Genomic DNA, 16,345 nt, shown 5'->3' with positions numbered 1-16,345 from the left:
GTGAGAGTAGGATAAATTTTACTCATCACGTTATGAATATAGAAGGGGAGTTATTGAGATTGATCTTCAACTTGGATTTGACCTACTAGTAAAACCGGTGCAGCATCAATTTCATCAGCATCCATCATAGTGGCAATCCGTTCAACGGCAGACAATAGTTGACTTTGCTCCCACTCTTCAAGATTTTGATAACGCATAATAAAATGCTCTTGTAGTGGTTTAGGTGCGCTATTTAATAATGTTTTACCAGCGTCACTTAATGATAGGTGAACTTTACGTTTGTCGGTTTCACTGCGAGTTCTAATCACCATATTGCGATTTTCGAGTCGATCAATAATAGTCGTTACAGTTGCCGCACTTAAATTAATCTCTTGTGCTATTTGTTTAGCCAGTGGCGCGTCAAGTTGATCAATTTTCTGTATAACCATTAATTGCGGTCCAGTAAGACCTGATAATTTATTTAATTGGCGCGAGTGTATATCAATGGCTCTAATGACCCGACGCAATGATATTAATAGTTGCTCGTATTTTTCCATAATCCCCTCATAATTCACCACGCACCATAACAGAAATCAGCTTCTGACTCATGTCGAATATAAAAAAAACAGAATAATGTTGATAACATTATTCTGTTTAGTGATTTTATCGACAATTGTAGCTTACAAACTGAACGTTCGCGACACTGATAATACTGCTCGAGTATCACTAGTATCTAAGTCCATGCTGGTATCTTCAACGGCTAGGTTAAAGTCAAAACCTTCCCAGCTCGTCATATATTCAGCACGGTAATGGTTGTAAGACTTATCGCCGTCCCAGTTCCACTTGTTCTTATCTTCTGATGTTGAACGGTCAACGCTAACACGAATATCGTGACCTTCAGCAATAGCAAAAGTGTGAGCAACCATCATGATGTAATGGTCAGCATCAAGACCAAAGTAGTCCCATGAATACCAAAAATTTAATTCACTTTGACCAAGCGAAGAAGCATAACCAAACTTGGAGTATATCTCAGGGTAGTAATAGTCATCTGAGGCATCATCACCATGATAAGTATAATACGCGATACCCACATCGACAGAAACTCTGTCTGTTAGCTCAATATATTTACCTGCGTAAAAATCAAGTTCTAACCAAGTATCATCAGCACTACCAAAATCAACATTAGATGCCCAAGCACCTACATACCAACCATTATCAACAGCATAGTCAAGGCTGGCTTGTAATGCAGGATCATTATCCGTTTGGCTAACCCCATTAAAGGTATAGTCAGAAGTGGCATTAATCGTGGTGCTTAATTCACCTGCCATTACTGTCGTCGGTAAAGCAAATAAGCTGAGTAATGCTAATTTTTTTACTGTGGTATTCATCATTATTCCTTGAGTCATTATTGTTTTTTAGTCTGCTAATTCGATTTTAGTAAAATCGATTTTATTTTCTTTTGGTGAACGCTCTATGTCGCTCACAGTATGGAAATGCGATTTTAATATGTAAACGAAACAACTTATTATTAGGGCGATAGCTAATGCGCCAACCCACTGAATTTGTAAGAAATCTAGTTTAAAGAGCATCGTTAATGCACTCAATAAAACAATATTACCTATGATGTATTTAGTTTTGCCAAAACGTTTTACGGTTATATCTAAATTATCTGTGTATAAACGCACTAGTGAGTCCAGCGAGTTAATTACAAATGTAATACCAACAATCACCATGGCAAGGTTATAGAAGCCAGTGGTATCAATGCCGTTTAAGCTGTAGTAGTACAGAACCGTGAACCAAATAGCGATTGGAATTGAAGGGAACACCATCATAGCAATTAGTACTTGATAGGTTTTCATACCACCCACAAAACGTGCGGTAAATTGGCCTATCATAATGCTCCATGCAAACCACCAAAATAAGTAAAACTCATGGTAATCATTAATAGGTAACACAAAGTTATTAATATTTTCGAAGTAGTCGCCAATTAATGCAAAGGTTGTAAAAAACTCACCAACACTAGAGTTATCGGATAAAAATGCGCCTGACCACATAATGGCGATTAATCCTAGGAACAACCACGTACTGCCTAAGCTAAGGTAGCGAACATATCGAATACTGGTACTTGAATACACGGCTGCGGCAATCACCAAAAATACAATTAAATAGAAACTGCTAACAACGGATTCGCCATCACCTAATTCTGGTAAATACCAAGGTAAATTAGTGAGTAATAAATAAGCGGTAAAGGCACAAGTACCAATAATAACCACGTTATTAATAAACTTAATTAATGGAATTTCAAAATACTTAACTCTTGGTTCAATGACACAAAAGTAGAAGCAGGTTAAAAAGTAAAAAGCCCAAATTAAGCAGGCCCAAAAACCAAATTCAATCGCCAATGGATTACTAAATCCATATTCTGGACTTGCTACCAAATCGGCATATCCAGCGAACTCTGTTAATGGAAACATGATTAAGCCAACATCAAGTCCAGAAGTGAACAAAATGGCAATAAAAGTAAATCTATGCACGGGTGTGACACCAATACATTGCATGTTACCCCAACGATAAATAACAAATGCGATAGCGACAAATGTAAATAAAATGCCGATTGATAACCAGGTAGCCATTATTGAACTCCTGAACTAATAGTGTGTAAAAACATGATGTTAATTCCTTGTTTATGCTATTTAATGCCATAGAACAATTTTTAAAGGCAGTACGCCCTCAGGCCTTAAGTATCGTGTTGACGATAGTTAAACCCTGATAGATTGAACTTAGCTATATTGGCCATTTACTGAATGAAGGTTGGTCATCAACCTATTGTCGATGTGTGTTGATACACATCGACTAATACCTATTAATCAATTTGTCTTTTGGGTGTTTGCAATCGTTGTGTTGTTTGCCATTGCTCGGCAATAGTCACTTTTGCCATATTGGGTTCTAGTGTTTCGTTACCCAGAATAATATCGGCAGCGCGTTCGGCGACCATAATGGTAGGTGAATTCAAATTACCATTAGGAATAGTCGGGAAAATAGACGAGTCAACCACTCGTAATCCATTAATACCGTGAACCTTGGTTTCAGAATCAACTACAGCCATTTCATCTTCGCCCATTTTGCAAGAACAAGAAGGATGGTAAGCACTTTCTACTGTGCTTCTGACAAAGCGGTCAATTTCCTCATCAGTTTGTATTGCTAGGCCAGGTTGAATTTCTTCACCACGATAGTCATCTAAACCCGGTTGATTAATAATTTCACGGGTGAGACGAACACAAGCTCTAAAACCTTCAATATCATCTTGGTGCGATAAATAATTGAACTGAATTTGAGGCGCTATCTTAGGATCATTTGATACGACAGTTACGGCGCCACGGCTTTTAGGTTTATTGTGGCCAATATGAACTTGGAAACCATGGCCAGCAAATGCTTCTTTACCGTCGTAACGCATTGCGGCAGGTAGAAAGTGATACTGCAGATCAGGCCACTCTAAACCGGCCTTTGAACGGATAAATCCACACGATTCAAAATGGTTAGTTGCGCCCAAACCTGATTTATTTAAAATCCAGCGAGCGCCAATAAACAATTTGTTTAATGGATCAATTTTACCATTCAGCGAAATCGGCTTTAAGCATTTAAATTGGAAATAAAACTCTAAATGGTCTTGCAGATTCTGACCGACACCGGGTAATTGATGTACTTGCTCAATACCTGCGGTTGCCAACGTTGTTGCTTCACCTATACCCGACAGCTGTAGAATATGTGGTGAACCAATTGAACCTGCTGATAAAATCACTTCTTTATTGCAGTTAACATCAATTAACTCACCTTTGCGTTCGTAACGCACGCCGACAGCCGTTTTACCCTGCATGATAACCTTGTGCACTAAAGCGTGGGTTACTACCGTTAGATTAGGACGTTTCATGGCTGGGCGAAGATAGGCATTAGCTGTGGACCAACGCACGCCATTTTTAACTGTCATGTGCATTGGGCCAAAGCCTTCTTGCTGACTGGCATTGTAATCATCTGTGGCTAAGTAGCCTGCATCGACACCAGCATCAACAAAAGCTTGATACAACGGGTTTTTCATTTCATTGCCGTTATTTACCGCTAATGGTCCTTGGTCGCCTCGATACTCATTACCGCCCAGATACCAGGTTTCTGCTTTTTTAAAATAAGGAAGACAATTAGCGTAATCCCAATTTTTTGCGCCTTGTTGTTGCCATTCGTCAAAATCGCGAGCATGACCACGCACGTAAACCATGCCATTAATTGATGATGAGCCGCCTAATACCTTACCGCGAGGGCAATGCATACGACGATTATCTAAATGTGGTTCGGCCTGCGTTTCAAACTGCCAAGCATACTTTTTAGTATTCATTGGAATTGATAGTGCGGTAGGCATTTGAATAAAAATGCTCTTGTCGCTTCCACCCGTTTCAAGTATTAATACTTTATTATCTGGGTTTTCCGTTAAGCGGTTGGCTAATACACAACCTGCGCTACCGGCACCAACAATAATATAATCGTATTCATGAGACATTTGCTTAGACATTAATTGGGTCACTCCTAAAATGGGCTTTCAAGTGACTGCATGCCAACGTAAACCGCTTTGATTTGCGTGTATGCTTTTAATGTTTCTGAGCCATTTTCACGACCAATACCAGACATCTTGTAACCACCAACCGGCATTTCTGCAGGAGAGGCACCATAAGCATTTATCCAGCAAATACCCGCTTGCATTTGATGAATAACTCGATGTGCGCGGGTAATGTCTTGAGTAAATACACCCGCCGCTAAACCTAGGTGAGTACTATTGGCACGTTCAATAACTTCATCTTCATCTGTAAAGGTAAAGACAGACATCACTGGGCCAAATATTTCTTCTTTCGAAATCGTCATCTCATCAGTGCAATCGATAAATACCGTAGGAGCAACAAAGAAACCATTCGGTGCATTGTCAGGTGTTAATGCTGTCCCGCCTGTTAATAAGGTGGCACCTTCTTTTTTACCGATTTCAATGTAGTCGAGTACTTTTTGTTGATGGTCACGTGAAATTAATGCACCAAAATTGGTGTCAGGGTGCATTGGATCGCCACAAACTATGTTTTGCTCAGTACGTTCTTTTAAGCGTTGGATAAAGCGTGGATAAATATCTTGTTGTACAAACACGCGAGTACCGTTGGTACACACTTCACCTTGAGTATAGAAATTAGCTAACATTGCTGCTGACACTGCATTTTCTACGTCGGCATCGTTAAAGATAATCAATGGCGATTTTCCGCCCAACTCCATAGTCACTTCTTTAAGTGAACCTGCAGCAGCGGCCATCACTTTTTTACCTGTACCGACTTCGCCAGTAAATGACACTTTAGCGATATCTTCATTGGTGGTTAACCATGCGCCAACTCTACCGTCACCTTGAACTACGTTAAAGACGCCATCTGGTACACCGGCCTGAGTGAATATTTCAGCTAAACGCATTGCACCACGAGGTGTTTCTTCTGAAGGTTTAAAAATCATTACGTTGCCGCAAGCAAGTGCAGGGGCTGCTTTCCAACAAGCAATTTGTAACGGGTAGTTCCATGCGCCAATACCAGCACAAATACCTAATGGTTCTCGGCGAGTATAATAAAAGTCCGCGCCTACAGGCTGTTGATTACCTTCAATACTTGGTGCTAGTCCAGCAAAAAACTCAATAGAGTCGGCGCCAGTAACAATATCGACAACCGAGGCTTCTTGCCATGGTTTACCAGTATCTAAGACTTCACCTGCAGCAAGGTCATCATTTTGTTCACGAAGTAGGGCAACGGCTTTAAGTAAAATACGGCTACGTTCTATCGGCATCATTGCAGACCAAATAGCAAATCCTGTTTTAGCACTTTCAATTGCAGCTTGCTGTACCGATTCAGTTGCTACTTCAACTAAATAACTCACATTTCCAGTAGCAGGGTTGATCACTTCAAATGTCTCACCAGTACCATTTGCTAGGTATTTGCCATGAACATAATTTTGATAAATAACTTTTGACGACATTAATGAACTCCGTTTTGCACGATCACAGCCTTGATAAAGGCTTTAGATAAAATTTGGGCTTGTTTAAAATCTTCATTAGGGTTGGTACTCAGCGCACTGCGTAACCAAAAACCATCAATCATTGCTGCCGTTTGTTTAGCGGCATTGATAGCGTCGATTTTGGGTAATAATTGTTTAAATGAAAAAAGCAGGTTGCTGTATAACCGCTGACTATTAATATTTTGTAGTCTTGCTAATCCAGGATCGTGCATCGCTTGAGACCAGAAGCTTAACCATGTTTTTGTTGCGGCAGTTGAGCGTTGTAATTCAGTAAAGTTTGCTTCCACAATCATTGAAAGCCGTTCAAATGGGGTTAATGTTTTGCCTGACGTTCTCGTCAGTAATGCTTGCTTCAATTCTTCTAATAAGAATTTCTGCGTGGCTTCAATTAACCCTTGTTTACCACCAAAATAGTGGCTAATAATTCCTGATGACATTCCAGCTAATCCACTAATGGTATTAATTGTGGTGTTCTGTAACCCATGACGTTCGACAGACATTAACGTGGCATCTATCAGCTGTTGTTGTCTGACGTTTTTCATTATAGGTCTTGACATAAAGGGGTCCTGTTATCAGTCTTAAGAGTTGTTAATTGAACGCTCAATTAATAACGATACTAATGATTAGTGCTGTAACTATCAAGAAATATGTTGATTTAGATCACATATCTAAGTGTGTTAGATGAGATGTTAATCGAGAGATTACCTGTAACATGCTGTTAATATAGTTTATATCTGTATTGCCAATAACGTGGCAATATCTTGTTTAAAATAAAAGATTTTACCTGTAATAATTATAGCTACAGTTATTTTTGGTTTTATTTTAAGTGGTTAGTCGATTATTTGTACAGATTTTAAGTCGAGTTATCCTATATTGTTATGCTTGTGACATCTGTTGATGTGTCGAGTTTTTATGCTTAGATGATTGACTGAACAAGTTCCAAAGTTGACAATGATCTACTAATCAGATGACAGGTAAAGAGGGACATAGATGGATGCAGCTATGATTATGTGGAGTGTATTATTTGGTGCTATTGGCATGGGTTATTTTGTGTTTGGTAAACGGCAACGTGCAATTGTCCCTTCGTGTATTGGAATGGCGTTAATTATATTTCCCTATTTTGTTGCCAGTGTCACCAGTTTATTGATCATAGGTGTCATCTTAATTGCAATTCCATATTTTATTCGTATCTAGTCATGATCGTTAATCCCTTAGCATGACATTACTGATTGTTTTAGTGTGAAACAAAAAATGCCAATCAGGTAACTGACTGGCATTTTGTTTTATTATCTTAATTAATGCTTACACCGCGACAAATTAGCCAATGACATTTAACAAATTAATTGAATCAATCTATATTAGCTATTTAATATGTTCTACCAAATGTGTACGCGTTGATCTTCAGGCAAATACAACTTATCACCGGGTTTAACATCAAAGGCTTTATACCACGCATCGTGATTACGTGGGGCGAGGGTGCGATAACGACCAGGTGCATGAGGATCGGAACGTAACTGACTTAACATACTTTGCTCGGTGCGTTTTTCTTTCCACACTTGAGCCCATGCTAAAAAGAATCGTTGATCACCCGTTAGGCCATCAATAACCGGCGCTTCTTTACCGTTTAAACTTAATTTGTAGGCATGATATGCCATTGATATACCACCCACATCACCGATATTTTCACCTAGGCTGTTGCGTCCGTTGACAAAGTTATTCGGGATGGGCTCATATTGACTGTATTGTTCTGCAAGCCTATTGGTCTTGGCATCAAAAGCCGCGCGGTCTTCGTCGGTCCACCAGTTACGTTGAATTCCGTTGGCGTCTGACTTAGAGCCTTGATCATCAAAACCATGACCCATTTCGTGACCAATTACCGCACCAATACTGCCATAGTTAACGGCGGCGTCTGCGTTTGGATCAAAAAATGGTGGTTGTAAAATCGCCGCAGGGAAAACAATCTCATTAAATGAGCTGTTGTAATATGCATTTACCGTTTGCGGTGTCATCCCCCAACGGTTACGGTCGGTTTTTTCCAGTTCTTTGGCAACACTGTCGGCTTGGAAGTATTGGCGTAACTGTTTAATGTCACCTACTAAGTCATTTTTAGTTAGGGTTAAACCATCAAATTGTTGCCATACATCGGGATAGCCAATTTTAGGTGTAAATGCAGCTAATTTAGCATGAGCATTCACTTTAGTTTCAGCACCCATCCAATCTATACCATCAATACGTTGACCTAATGCCGTACGCAGATTGTTAACTAACTCGGCCATTTTTTGTTTAGATGACTCGGGGAAATAACGCGACACATATACTTTACCAATTGCAAAACCTAATGATTGAGTTCCCGACATTTCTTCAACGGCACGTTTCCAACGTGGGCGAGGTTGCTCTTGTCCCGTTAATATCTTGCCATAAAATGCAAAGTTACTATTAAAAATGTCTTCTGACAGTAGATCTGCGTTATTGGTGATGGTGTGGAAGGTCAGATAGTCTTGCCATACATTGAGAGGTTGTTGATTAATTAAGCCTATCATTGCTTTAACAGGTTCTGGCTGCGAAATATTCAACTGCGGTACTTGGTAACCTGTTTGTGCAAAATATAAATCCCAGTCAAATCCTGGATATTGTTTAGCAAGATCTTCACGTTTAATTTGGTTTAAGGTTAAATCACGGTCACGACGTTTTTCTCTTGGCCATTGTGCTTGTGCAATTTTAGTTTCAAGAGCAAGAATTGCTTCGGCACGTTTTTCACCGTCTTTTATACCTGCAAAGGCAAGCATATTAGCGATGTGTTCGACATAAGCTTTACGGATTTTATTGAAACGCTCTGTGTCTTCTAAATAATATGACCGGTCAGGTAAACCTAAACCACCCGCACCAATAGTCATTTCATATTGGTTAGGGTCTAAACGATTAAACCACATGCCACCGTTAATAGGAGATGATGCTCCGGTAAGCCATGCTTCACCAAATACCTTGGTTAATTCTTTGGTTGAATTAATTGCAGCAATTTGATCTAAGGTGCCTTTAATAGGCGTGATACCTAACTTATTAATGGTCTCAGTATCCATGTAGGCATGGTAAAAATCTGCAATGAGTTGTTCTTCGGCGTTTAAATCTGTGCGACTGGCAATATCGTCAATAATCGCTTTGACTTGTGTTTCACTGCGCTCTGCTAATGCATTAAAAGCACCATAGCGGGTTTTGTCAGCAGGCATGACAAAGTTGTCATACCAAGTACCACTTGCGTACATAAAGAAGTCGTCACCTGGTTTAACGGCTTCGTTGCGTGCTGTTAAATCAATACCAAAAGTACCTAATTCTGCTTTAGCGGGAGCAGGTGAGGTCACGGCCGCAGCCTGAGTGTTATTTGTATCAGATACGCCACAACCACTTAATAGTGCTGTTGTTAATCCAATCGCAATTAAGGATTTTTTCATTGTTATCGTGTTCCTTAGCTAATGTATGAACAGAATTATTTGCTTAGTTATAGAATTATTTACTCTGTTATATTGAAAGAGTGACAGAAATAGTCAACATTTGAATTGTTAGCAAATTTTGCACCAGTGATATGAATGTCAATCGAGCGCTTTAAAGGGCTATGTCAGGGTATCGATAAATAAGCTGTATAAAGCGAGCGGTATTGCACATCCAAGTTGCCTGATCGAACATTGCTATTGAGATACCCATCACCTCTAAACCCCTAGTTATGTTTAGCCTATAGACAAATCAAAGCGGGTACTAAGTCAGTTAATCAGTTAGTTGTTGTAGCGCGTTATCAATTTGTTGAGATAATTGAGCCAATAAATCACTGTAGGCTGTGACCATTTCAGCGGCAGTTGTACCTGCGTTGGTGATAGCGGTGAAATTTTGCTGGGTTATATGACGGTTTACATGGTTATCAACAAGTTCCCAATTGGCATTCAGTCTAGCGTTGTTGTTATCGCGATTTAAGGTCATGATCTTTATTGTTACGCTGTACTGAGGAGTATTTTCTACTGGCCAGGGAAATAACACCAGTTTACGACTATGATCGCTTTGGCTGAGATTCATACTCATGATACGGCTGATACCTTGATCTAATGGTTCGGCCCAATAGCTATTGCCTATTCTTTGCAGGCTGCCATCTTCAAGCTGATAGACCATTTGAGTGAAATTTAAGTACTCAGGGATGTCGATAGGGCCGATACCAATGTCGTTTTTGAGTGATGTACTTCCTGCTTCTATCACTGAAGGTTGTGCGGTTAACACAAAGTACTGTTTTGGCGGTGAGCTTTGACAACCGCAGAGCTGGCTAAGTACCAATAGACAAACGCTCCAAGAAATTAATTTCATCCCATATTTCCCCATAACATTATTCTCCTGACGGTATGGTTTTTTTACCTCGGATGATGGCCTCAGGTTGTTCATCTAAGGTCTCACTTAAACTGCGTAACGATCGAGCTGTGCGACTGATCTCTTCTAATGTGTTGGTTAACTCAATTAACAATGGTGAGTTTTGGTCTAGTGAATATCCAGTTCGGGTGGCAAGTTGCTCAATGCTTGTTAAGGTATCGCGTAATGCCATTAAACTTTGGTTGAGTGACTCTACTAATTTAGGTTCATCCAGACTCAACTGTGTCAGTAAACTATCGAGTTTAGCCAATACTACTTCAGTCTTTATACCAAATTTAGCTTGAGTGCTATCAATGTTAACAGCGGTTTTTTTTACAGCATTTGCGGCACTGTCGAAGTCATCCAGTGCTTGCTGTATTTTGCCACTGGCGGCAATCTCACTGAGTTGCATAGCCAAGTTATCGACATTGGTCACTAAACTTTTTAAGTTTAATGATTGTAGATCTTTTGACAATGATTCGAAATCATTGGCTATGGTAGGTAACTCTAGTAATGAGTCTTTTTTGCCATGAAATATAGGCGTGCTACTAGGGTAAAAATCCAGTTCAACATAGAGTTGCCCGGTTAATAAACTAAGATAATTCAACTGAGCACGTAAACCGTTTCCAATAGCGTGAGAGAAAAACTCTTCCCCAACTTGTGTGCCTTTAAGGTTGATGCGTTTTAATAGTAAATCAGCATGAACAGCAGCTGTGACACCTAAGCTACTGTCGTTGGGGAAATTAATACTAATATCACTAATCTCACCTATTATCACGCCTTTTAACTTAACGGGTGCACCTACCTGAAGTCCTTGCACTGAGTTATTGAAATACATGATTACAGGCGCTTTTTCGGCAAATAACCGCCCACCAGAAAAGAACAGCAGGGCAATAAACACTAAGATAATGGCGCCAAAAATAAAGGCACCAATCGCAAGCGGAAGTCGTTGGCTTTTACTCATGATATCTCCGATTTTTCGGTGCGATTGAGAAATTGACGAACCCTAGGCTGATTACTGTGTATCTTTAATTCTCGAGGGTCACCACAATCGAGCATCGTATTGGTTTGATTATCCAGAAACACACAGCGGGTGCCGATCGACAATATACTGGGTAACTCGTGGGACACAATGATCACGGTAGAGTCTAGCGCTTGGCATATTTGCACGATCAATTGATCTAAACGCATTGAACTAATAGGGTCTAAACCTGCAGAGGGTTCATCAAAAAATAACAGTTGAGGGTCTAATGCGAGTGCGCGCGCTAATCCTGCGCGTTTGTGCATACCGCCACTTAACTCGGCAGGGTAAAACTTCTCGAAGCCAGCTAAGCCGACTAATGCCAGCTTATAGGCAACGGCTTCGGCTATTTGTCGCTCAGAAAGGTCGGTATAGAGCTGCAAGGGTAAAGCCACATTTTCACCAAGTGACATACTCGAAAATAGCGCACCTGTTTGAAAGGTAATGCCCCAATCTTTGAGCATTGCTACCTGTGCGGGTTCATCTGCCTCATAAAAGTTTTTGCCTTGATAGAGTACTTCACCCTTTAGTGGTGTAAGTAATCCCACCATCGATTTCAGCAAGGTTGTTTTGCCACAACCACTGCCACCAATAACAAAAAAAATATCATTTTTGTTAATGTCGAAGTTGAGTTGTTTTTGCACCTCGGTACTGCCATAACCGACGGTAAGATTACGTACACTGATAAAGGCATCATCAACCATGATTAGATCCCTAATTTATCGTATAAAACATTGAGGGCAGCGTCGGAAACCACGAGAAAGACAATGGCCTTAACCACTGCGCTGGTGGTGGCTAAACCAACGGCATTAGAATCTCGACCGCAAAGCAGCCCAGCCTGACAACCCGCAATCGCAATAAGAAAGCCAAAAATTAAACTCTTTATTAAACCGGCTGAAATGTCTACCCAATCAATGGCTACTTGGGTTTGCAAAATGTATTGGGTGTAACTAACCCCCATTCCATTGGCAACAATTGCACCACCAATCATGCCGATTACATCAGAATAAATACACATTAACGGCATGATGAAAACCAATGCCAACAATCGAGGTAAAACCAGAAACTCCATGGTCGAAATTCCCATTACTCGCAATGCATCAATTTCTTCATTAACCTGCATAGTGCCTAATTGTGCCGCATAAGCAGCCCCTGTTCTGCCGGCCATAATAACCCCTGTCATAAGGGCGCCCATTTCCCGCACCATCCCTATAGCCACTAAGTTAGCCACATACACTTGAGCCCCTAATTGGCGCAGCTGTACCGAGCCTAAATAAGCCAAAATCATACCTACAAGCAGACTAATTAAGGTGACAATAGCAAGGCCTTTAGGCCCAGCTTGTTCGATGAAAAATACAATATCACTCCTGCGAGTACTGGCTTTACCTTTTAACCAGTTTCCCAATGCAAGCGTGCTATTGCCAACAAACACTAATTCGTCGTGTACCTGCAAACCTTGCACAATAAGCTGACGACGTAACATCGGCCACAGACCGCCAATGGCACCTTCATTAGTTGGTTGATAAACAGCAACATCGGTAGCAAGTTGCAGTAATTGCTGTAGCCCTTGAGGTGTTTGTTGAGTGTCTAGTGATAGTTTATGTTGTTCACACCAGCGAGATAACTGTAATAGAGCAATAGCGAGACTTGAATCCCAATGGGATAATTCTGTGGTAATTAAGGTGACACTATGGCAATTCGATGGCAGCTCAGCACAAATATCTGCGCCTAGCGGTGCTTGGCCTAGTTGCCAATCACCAGCAAGGTTCAGTAAGCAATTATCATCGTGCATGTCGATATGGAATGTTGCGAGTGTCATGCTAGACCCCCGAGCCAATATTAAATAAGTATACTCGTTTGTTTTATAAACAGGTTAGCTTGGTTTTTAGCTCCTGTTAACAGTGTAGACCAAGCCCGTTGATTATATTTTGACCTTGGACATATTATTTCATCAATAATGAAGCTATCACTTTGATGTATTGATGCTTTGCCGCATTGAAGATGAGTGAGTTATGGCGCGCGGTCGCGTGTAGATGACAATAAAAATGGCGCTAACAATTGAAAATAACTGCTGCTTGTCTCGGTTCAAATCAAATAAGCTTGCACTGACAAAATTTAACGCTAATATATACTGTTTATTTATACAGTATCTGTGTCATATTGGAGGTTGTTATATGCGCGTCATTCCCATTGCAGCCAGTGCCGGCATTACCGGTTTTGAGTCACCTGCAGCCGAGTACCTTCAATTAAGCCTCAGTCTTGATGAGATGTTAGTTCAGCATCCAAGTTCCACTTTTATCGGCTTAGCCGAAGGCGAGTCGATGCAAGGTGTGGGAATATTCGATGGTGACTTATTGATTGTTGATCGCCATGAAACTGCAAAAAGCGGGGATGTGATAGTGGCTAATTTTAATGGTGAGTTTGTGTGTAAAATTATCGACATGCAACGACGAATGTTGGTGTCATCTAATGAGCAACATTTACCCGTAACCATATGCGACTATGATGACTTTAGCATCGAAGGTGTGGTGATCCGCTCAATTCGTTGTCATCGTCAAAGTCCACTGTTTATCAGCAAAAAAGGGTAAATAACAATGTTTGCCTTAGTCGATGCCAATGCATTTTATTGTAGTGCAGAACAGGTTTTTCGCCCTGATTGGCGCGGCAGACCGATTATTGTACTGAGCAATAATGATGGCTGCATTGTCGCGGCTAACCGGCAAGCAAAAGAGGCCGGTATTGAAAAGTTTTTACCCTATTTTCAAGTTAAAGCATTATGTGCTCAACGTAATGTCATCGTGTGTTCGTCTAATTATGAGCTCTATGCCGACTTATCAGCAAAAATGATGGCGATAATAGGCCGTTTTGCGCCAGAGCAGCATGTGTATTCCATTGATGAAAGCTTCCTCTCTTTTAAACATTGTTATCCCGCTATCAAATGTCTGTATACCCAAGGCCAGTTAATCCGACGAGCAGTATGGAAAGAAGCCCGTTTAGCGGTTTGTGTGGGAATGGGGCAAACGTTAACCTTAGCAAAAATTGCCAATCACGCCGCTAAAAAAATACCGGGGTATAAAGGTGTGTGCGTTATCGAAACAGCGCAGCAACGTAATGATATTTTACGCCAACTTGCCGTAAAGGAGGTATGGGGAATTGGCAGACGTATTAGTAAAAAGCTTGAATTGATGAACATTCGCAGCGCACATGATCTCGCTTCCATGCCTCCGAGTCTCGCGAGAAAACAATTTAGTATTGAAATCGAACGCACGGTTCGTGAGCTAAATGGCCAAGTGTGCAAACAATGGGATGAGGCTAGGGCAGATAAGAAACAAATTTTCTCCACTCGTAGCGTGGGTGAACGCATTTGCGATGTTGAATCGCTATTACAAGCACTGAGTAAACATGTTGGCATTGCGGCCGCTAAAGCCCGTCAACAAGGCTCACATTGCAAAACCATGTTGTTGTTTGCCAGTAATTCGCCCCATGACGAACGACCCGTGAGTTATAAAGTTATCGCACATTTTCCATGTCCAACCCATTGCACCATTGAACTCACCAAAGCCATGACAGAAGCCGCTCCTAGATTATTTCGCCAAGGTGTACGCTATTACAAAATTGGTGTGGGCTTGGTTGATTTAGCCAGCGAGAAAAACTTTCAATTTGATTTGTTTAATACCGCTAAAGTCAATTATGCCTTGATGCACACGCTTGACGGCATCAACCAACGATATGGACGCGATACGGTGTTTCTCGCCGTTCAAGGGACACAACAAAAATGGGCCATGCGCCGTGATTTACTCACACCTCAATATTCAACCCAATGGAAATGCTTACCAAGCATTAAATGCTAAGGGCTTTGAGATTAGTATAACTCGTTATTATTGATTGTTTATCAGCCATATTTACAGCCATTTATGGACAAAAAAATCATGTTTACATAAAGAGTGCAATCGATCACAAAATACAAACTATAATTGGCATATGCCATTTATAGGTGTATATATAGCATATGCCAACAAACATGAGTTGATTATGTCAAGACCGAAAATTCAGCGAACAATTTGTGGGGGACCAGCTAAAAGCTGTTTCAAGCCCAATGGTATTCCGATGGACAAACTTGAAAACATTGCAATGGATAGCGATGAGTTTGAAGCATTGCGTTTAGTTGACTTGTTAAAAATGCAACAGCAACAAGCGGCTATTCAAATGGGAGTGTCACGTCAAACGTTAGCTAATGTACTTAAGCTTGCGCGTTTTAAATTAATGGACTGCTTAACCAATGGTAAAGCGTTGTTAATGCAAAATGCACATGAGGAGAAATTATGATTACCGCCATACCAATGAAAGATCAACATATTGCCAACCACTTTAGTCGTGCCGATGAGATGCTATTTATCGATGAGCAAGGCCAAGTAAAAGGGCGCTTTGTGAACCCAGCGTTAGCTGAAGGATGTGAGGGTAAGCAACAATTAGTCAGTATGATACTGGCAAATGGAGCGGATCGCGTCATCGTGCGTAACATTGGTCAACAACTGTTATCTAAATTATTAAGCCAACAATTGAGTGTATTTCATGCAAAAAATGGTCGCACAGCAATAGAGTATTTTGCAGGTGCTAATTTAGCAGACTGTGAGCCATTTACCGAGGCAAGTCAGGGGCGTCCATCAATCAATAATATTGCTAAGAAGGCCAATGGTGGTTGTTGTAACCATGAACATGAGCATGAACATCATGCGCATGGTGAGGAAGGCTGCCATAATCAATCTGACTCGGGGACACATAAACGTTGCTGCGAGTCTGAATCTGAATTGGCAAATGAAACAGCTACAATGAAACGTTGCTGTAAAAAGCACTCAATAATGCATCATCATCATTAATGATAACGAT

Annotated in this window: 16 protein-coding genes; 5 read left to right on the top strand and 11 right to left on the bottom strand. The window is 40.7% G+C overall.

Features of this window, described 5'->3' with window-relative positions; translation table 11 throughout:
* Window positions 1-50 precede the first annotated feature (50 nt).
* The 6 genes from FH971_RS10250 to betI all read right to left on the bottom strand — a co-directional run bounded on the left by FH971_RS10250 (window position 51) and on the right by betI (window position 6,614).
* Entirely contained in the window at window positions 51-536 is a 486-nt protein-coding gene (locus FH971_RS10250; RefSeq protein WP_137227071.1) for a MarR family winged helix-turn-helix transcriptional regulator, read from the bottom strand.
* Between the two features lie 123 nt (window positions 537-659).
* Window positions 660-1,367: a TorF family putative porin gene (locus FH971_RS10245; RefSeq protein ID WP_140235562.1), complete on the bottom strand. Its 708-nt coding sequence runs from the start codon at window positions 1,365-1,367 to the stop codon at window positions 660-662.
* Window positions 1,368-1,394: 27 nt separating this feature from the next.
* Entirely contained in the window at window positions 1,395-2,612 is a 1,218-nt protein-coding gene (locus tag FH971_RS10240; protein ID WP_137227072.1) for a BCCT family transporter, read from the bottom strand.
* Between the two features lie 230 nt (window positions 2,613-2,842).
* Window positions 2,843-4,525: a choline dehydrogenase gene (gene betA, locus FH971_RS10235; RefSeq protein WP_140235561.1), complete on the bottom strand. Its 1,683-nt coding sequence runs from the start codon at window positions 4,523-4,525 to the stop codon at window positions 2,843-2,845.
* A gap of 26 nt (window positions 4,526-4,551) precedes the next feature.
* On the bottom strand, window positions 4,552-6,018 hold the full coding sequence (gene betB, locus FH971_RS10230; RefSeq protein ID WP_140234232.1) for a betaine-aldehyde dehydrogenase: 1,467 nt from the start codon (window positions 6,016-6,018) through the stop codon (window positions 4,552-4,554).
* Entirely contained in the window at window positions 6,018-6,614 is a 597-nt protein-coding gene (gene betI, locus FH971_RS10225; protein WP_137227074.1) for a transcriptional regulator BetI, read from the bottom strand. Before betI ends, betB begins: the two co-directional genes overlap by 1 nt.
* Before the next feature lie 433 nt (window positions 6,615-7,047).
* On the opposite strand from betI, the gene FH971_RS10220 reads away from it, so the two are divergent.
* Window positions 7,048-7,251, top strand: coding sequence for a hypothetical protein (locus tag FH971_RS10220; protein ID WP_140234231.1), 204 nt, complete (start codon window positions 7,048-7,050; stop codon window positions 7,249-7,251).
* 182 nt (window positions 7,252-7,433) lie between these two features.
* On the opposite strand, the gene FH971_RS10215 is transcribed toward FH971_RS10220, so the two are convergent.
* From FH971_RS10215 to FH971_RS10195, 5 genes are all read right to left on the bottom strand, one after another.
* On the bottom strand, window positions 7,434-9,503 hold the full coding sequence (locus tag FH971_RS10215) for a M13 family metallopeptidase (protein WP_140234230.1): 2,070 nt from the start codon (window positions 9,501-9,503) through the stop codon (window positions 7,434-7,436).
* Between the two features lie 310 nt (window positions 9,504-9,813).
* On the bottom strand, window positions 9,814-10,398 hold the full coding sequence (locus FH971_RS10210) for a PqiC family protein (RefSeq protein WP_167496005.1): 585 nt from the start codon (window positions 10,396-10,398) through the stop codon (window positions 9,814-9,816).
* Between the two features lie 19 nt (window positions 10,399-10,417).
* Window positions 10,418-11,401 (bottom strand): MlaD family protein, encoded by a 984-nt coding sequence (locus FH971_RS10205; protein WP_140234228.1) that lies wholly within the window; start codon window positions 11,399-11,401, stop codon window positions 10,418-10,420.
* Window positions 11,398-12,162: an ABC transporter ATP-binding protein gene (locus FH971_RS10200; RefSeq protein ID WP_137227079.1), complete on the bottom strand. Its 765-nt coding sequence runs from the start codon at window positions 12,160-12,162 to the stop codon at window positions 11,398-11,400. The genes FH971_RS10205 and FH971_RS10200 overlap by 4 nt, the downstream gene beginning before the upstream one ends.
* A 2-nt stretch (window positions 12,163-12,164) precedes the next feature.
* Entirely contained in the window at window positions 12,165-13,277 is a 1,113-nt protein-coding gene (locus FH971_RS10195; RefSeq protein ID WP_140234227.1) for an MlaE family ABC transporter permease, read from the bottom strand.
* A gap of 355 nt (window positions 13,278-13,632) precedes the next feature.
* Between FH971_RS10195 and FH971_RS10190 the strand changes: the two genes are divergently transcribed.
* The 4 genes from FH971_RS10190 (at window position 13,633) to FH971_RS10175 (ending at window position 16,335) form a co-directional block, all read left to right on the top strand.
* A complete protein-coding gene (locus FH971_RS10190) occupies window positions 13,633-14,046 on the top strand; it encodes a LexA family protein (RefSeq protein WP_137227081.1) in 414 nt (137 codons plus the stop codon).
* 6 nt (window positions 14,047-14,052) lie between these two features.
* On the top strand, window positions 14,053-15,309 hold the full coding sequence (locus FH971_RS10185) for a Y-family DNA polymerase (RefSeq protein WP_140234226.1): 1,257 nt from the start codon (window positions 14,053-14,055) through the stop codon (window positions 15,307-15,309).
* 181 nt (window positions 15,310-15,490) lie between these two features.
* Window positions 15,491-15,784, top strand: a complete 294-nt coding sequence (locus tag FH971_RS10180) for a DUF134 domain-containing protein (RefSeq protein WP_137227083.1) — start codon at window positions 15,491-15,493, stop codon at window positions 15,782-15,784.
* The gene (locus FH971_RS10175) at window positions 15,781-16,335 is read left to right on the top strand and encodes a NifB/NifX family molybdenum-iron cluster-binding protein (protein WP_140234225.1); all 555 of its coding nucleotides are present in this window, start codon (window positions 15,781-15,783) and stop codon (window positions 16,333-16,335) included. The genes FH971_RS10180 and FH971_RS10175 overlap by 4 nt, the downstream gene beginning before the upstream one ends.
* Window positions 16,336-16,345: the final 10 nt, after the last annotated feature.

It is taken from the genome of Shewanella polaris (genome assembly GCF_006385555.1).
Lineage (GTDB): Bacteria > Pseudomonadota > Gammaproteobacteria > Enterobacterales > Shewanellaceae > Shewanella > Shewanella polaris.
Note: the sequence above shows the minus strand (reverse complement) of the source record. Positions and strands in the feature narration are given on the sequence as shown.

Bases quoted from the DNA above. Each gene is read 5' to 3' on its own strand.
- FH971_RS10250 (WP_137227071.1), bottom strand. From the start codon at position 536: ATGGAAAAATACGAGCAACTATTAATATCATTGCGTCGGGTCATTAGA.
- FH971_RS10245 (WP_140235562.1), bottom strand. From the start codon at position 1,367: ATGAATACCACAGTAAAAAAATTAGCATTACTCAGCTTATTTGCTTTA.
- FH971_RS10240 (WP_137227072.1), bottom strand. From the start codon at position 2,612: ATGGCTACCTGGTTATCAATCGGCATTTTATTTACATTTGTCGCTATC.
- betA (WP_140235561.1), bottom strand. From the start codon at position 4,525: ATGTCTCATGAATACGATTATATTATTGTTGGTGCCGGTAGCGCAGGT.
- betB (WP_140234232.1), bottom strand. From the start codon at position 6,018: ATGTCGTCAAAAGTTATTTATCAAAATTATGTTCATGGCAAATACCTA.
- betI (WP_137227074.1), bottom strand. From the start codon at position 6,614: ATGTCAAGACCTATAATGAAAAACGTCAGACAACAACAGCTGATAGAT.
- FH971_RS10220 (WP_140234231.1), top strand. From the start codon at position 7,048: ATGGATGCAGCTATGATTATGTGGAGTGTATTATTTGGTGCTATTGGC.
- FH971_RS10215 (WP_140234230.1), bottom strand. From the start codon at position 9,503: ATGAAAAAATCCTTAATTGCGATTGGATTAACAACAGCACTATTAAGT.
- FH971_RS10210 (WP_167496005.1), bottom strand. From the start codon at position 10,398: ATGAAATTAATTTCTTGGAGCGTTTGTCTATTGGTACTTAGCCAGCTC.
- FH971_RS10205 (WP_140234228.1), bottom strand. From the start codon at position 11,401: ATGAGTAAAAGCCAACGACTTCCGCTTGCGATTGGTGCCTTTATTTTT.
- FH971_RS10200 (WP_137227079.1), bottom strand. From the start codon at position 12,162: ATGGTTGATGATGCCTTTATCAGTGTACGTAATCTTACCGTCGGTTAT.
- FH971_RS10195 (WP_140234227.1), bottom strand. From the start codon at position 13,277: ATGACACTCGCAACATTCCATATCGACATGCACGATGATAATTGCTTA.
- FH971_RS10190 (WP_137227081.1), top strand. From the start codon at position 13,633: ATGCGCGTCATTCCCATTGCAGCCAGTGCCGGCATTACCGGTTTTGAG.
- FH971_RS10185 (WP_140234226.1), top strand. From the start codon at position 14,053: ATGTTTGCCTTAGTCGATGCCAATGCATTTTATTGTAGTGCAGAACAG.
- FH971_RS10180 (WP_137227083.1), top strand. From the start codon at position 15,491: ATGTCAAGACCGAAAATTCAGCGAACAATTTGTGGGGGACCAGCTAAA.
- FH971_RS10175 (WP_140234225.1), top strand. From the start codon at position 15,781: ATGATTACCGCCATACCAATGAAAGATCAACATATTGCCAACCACTTT.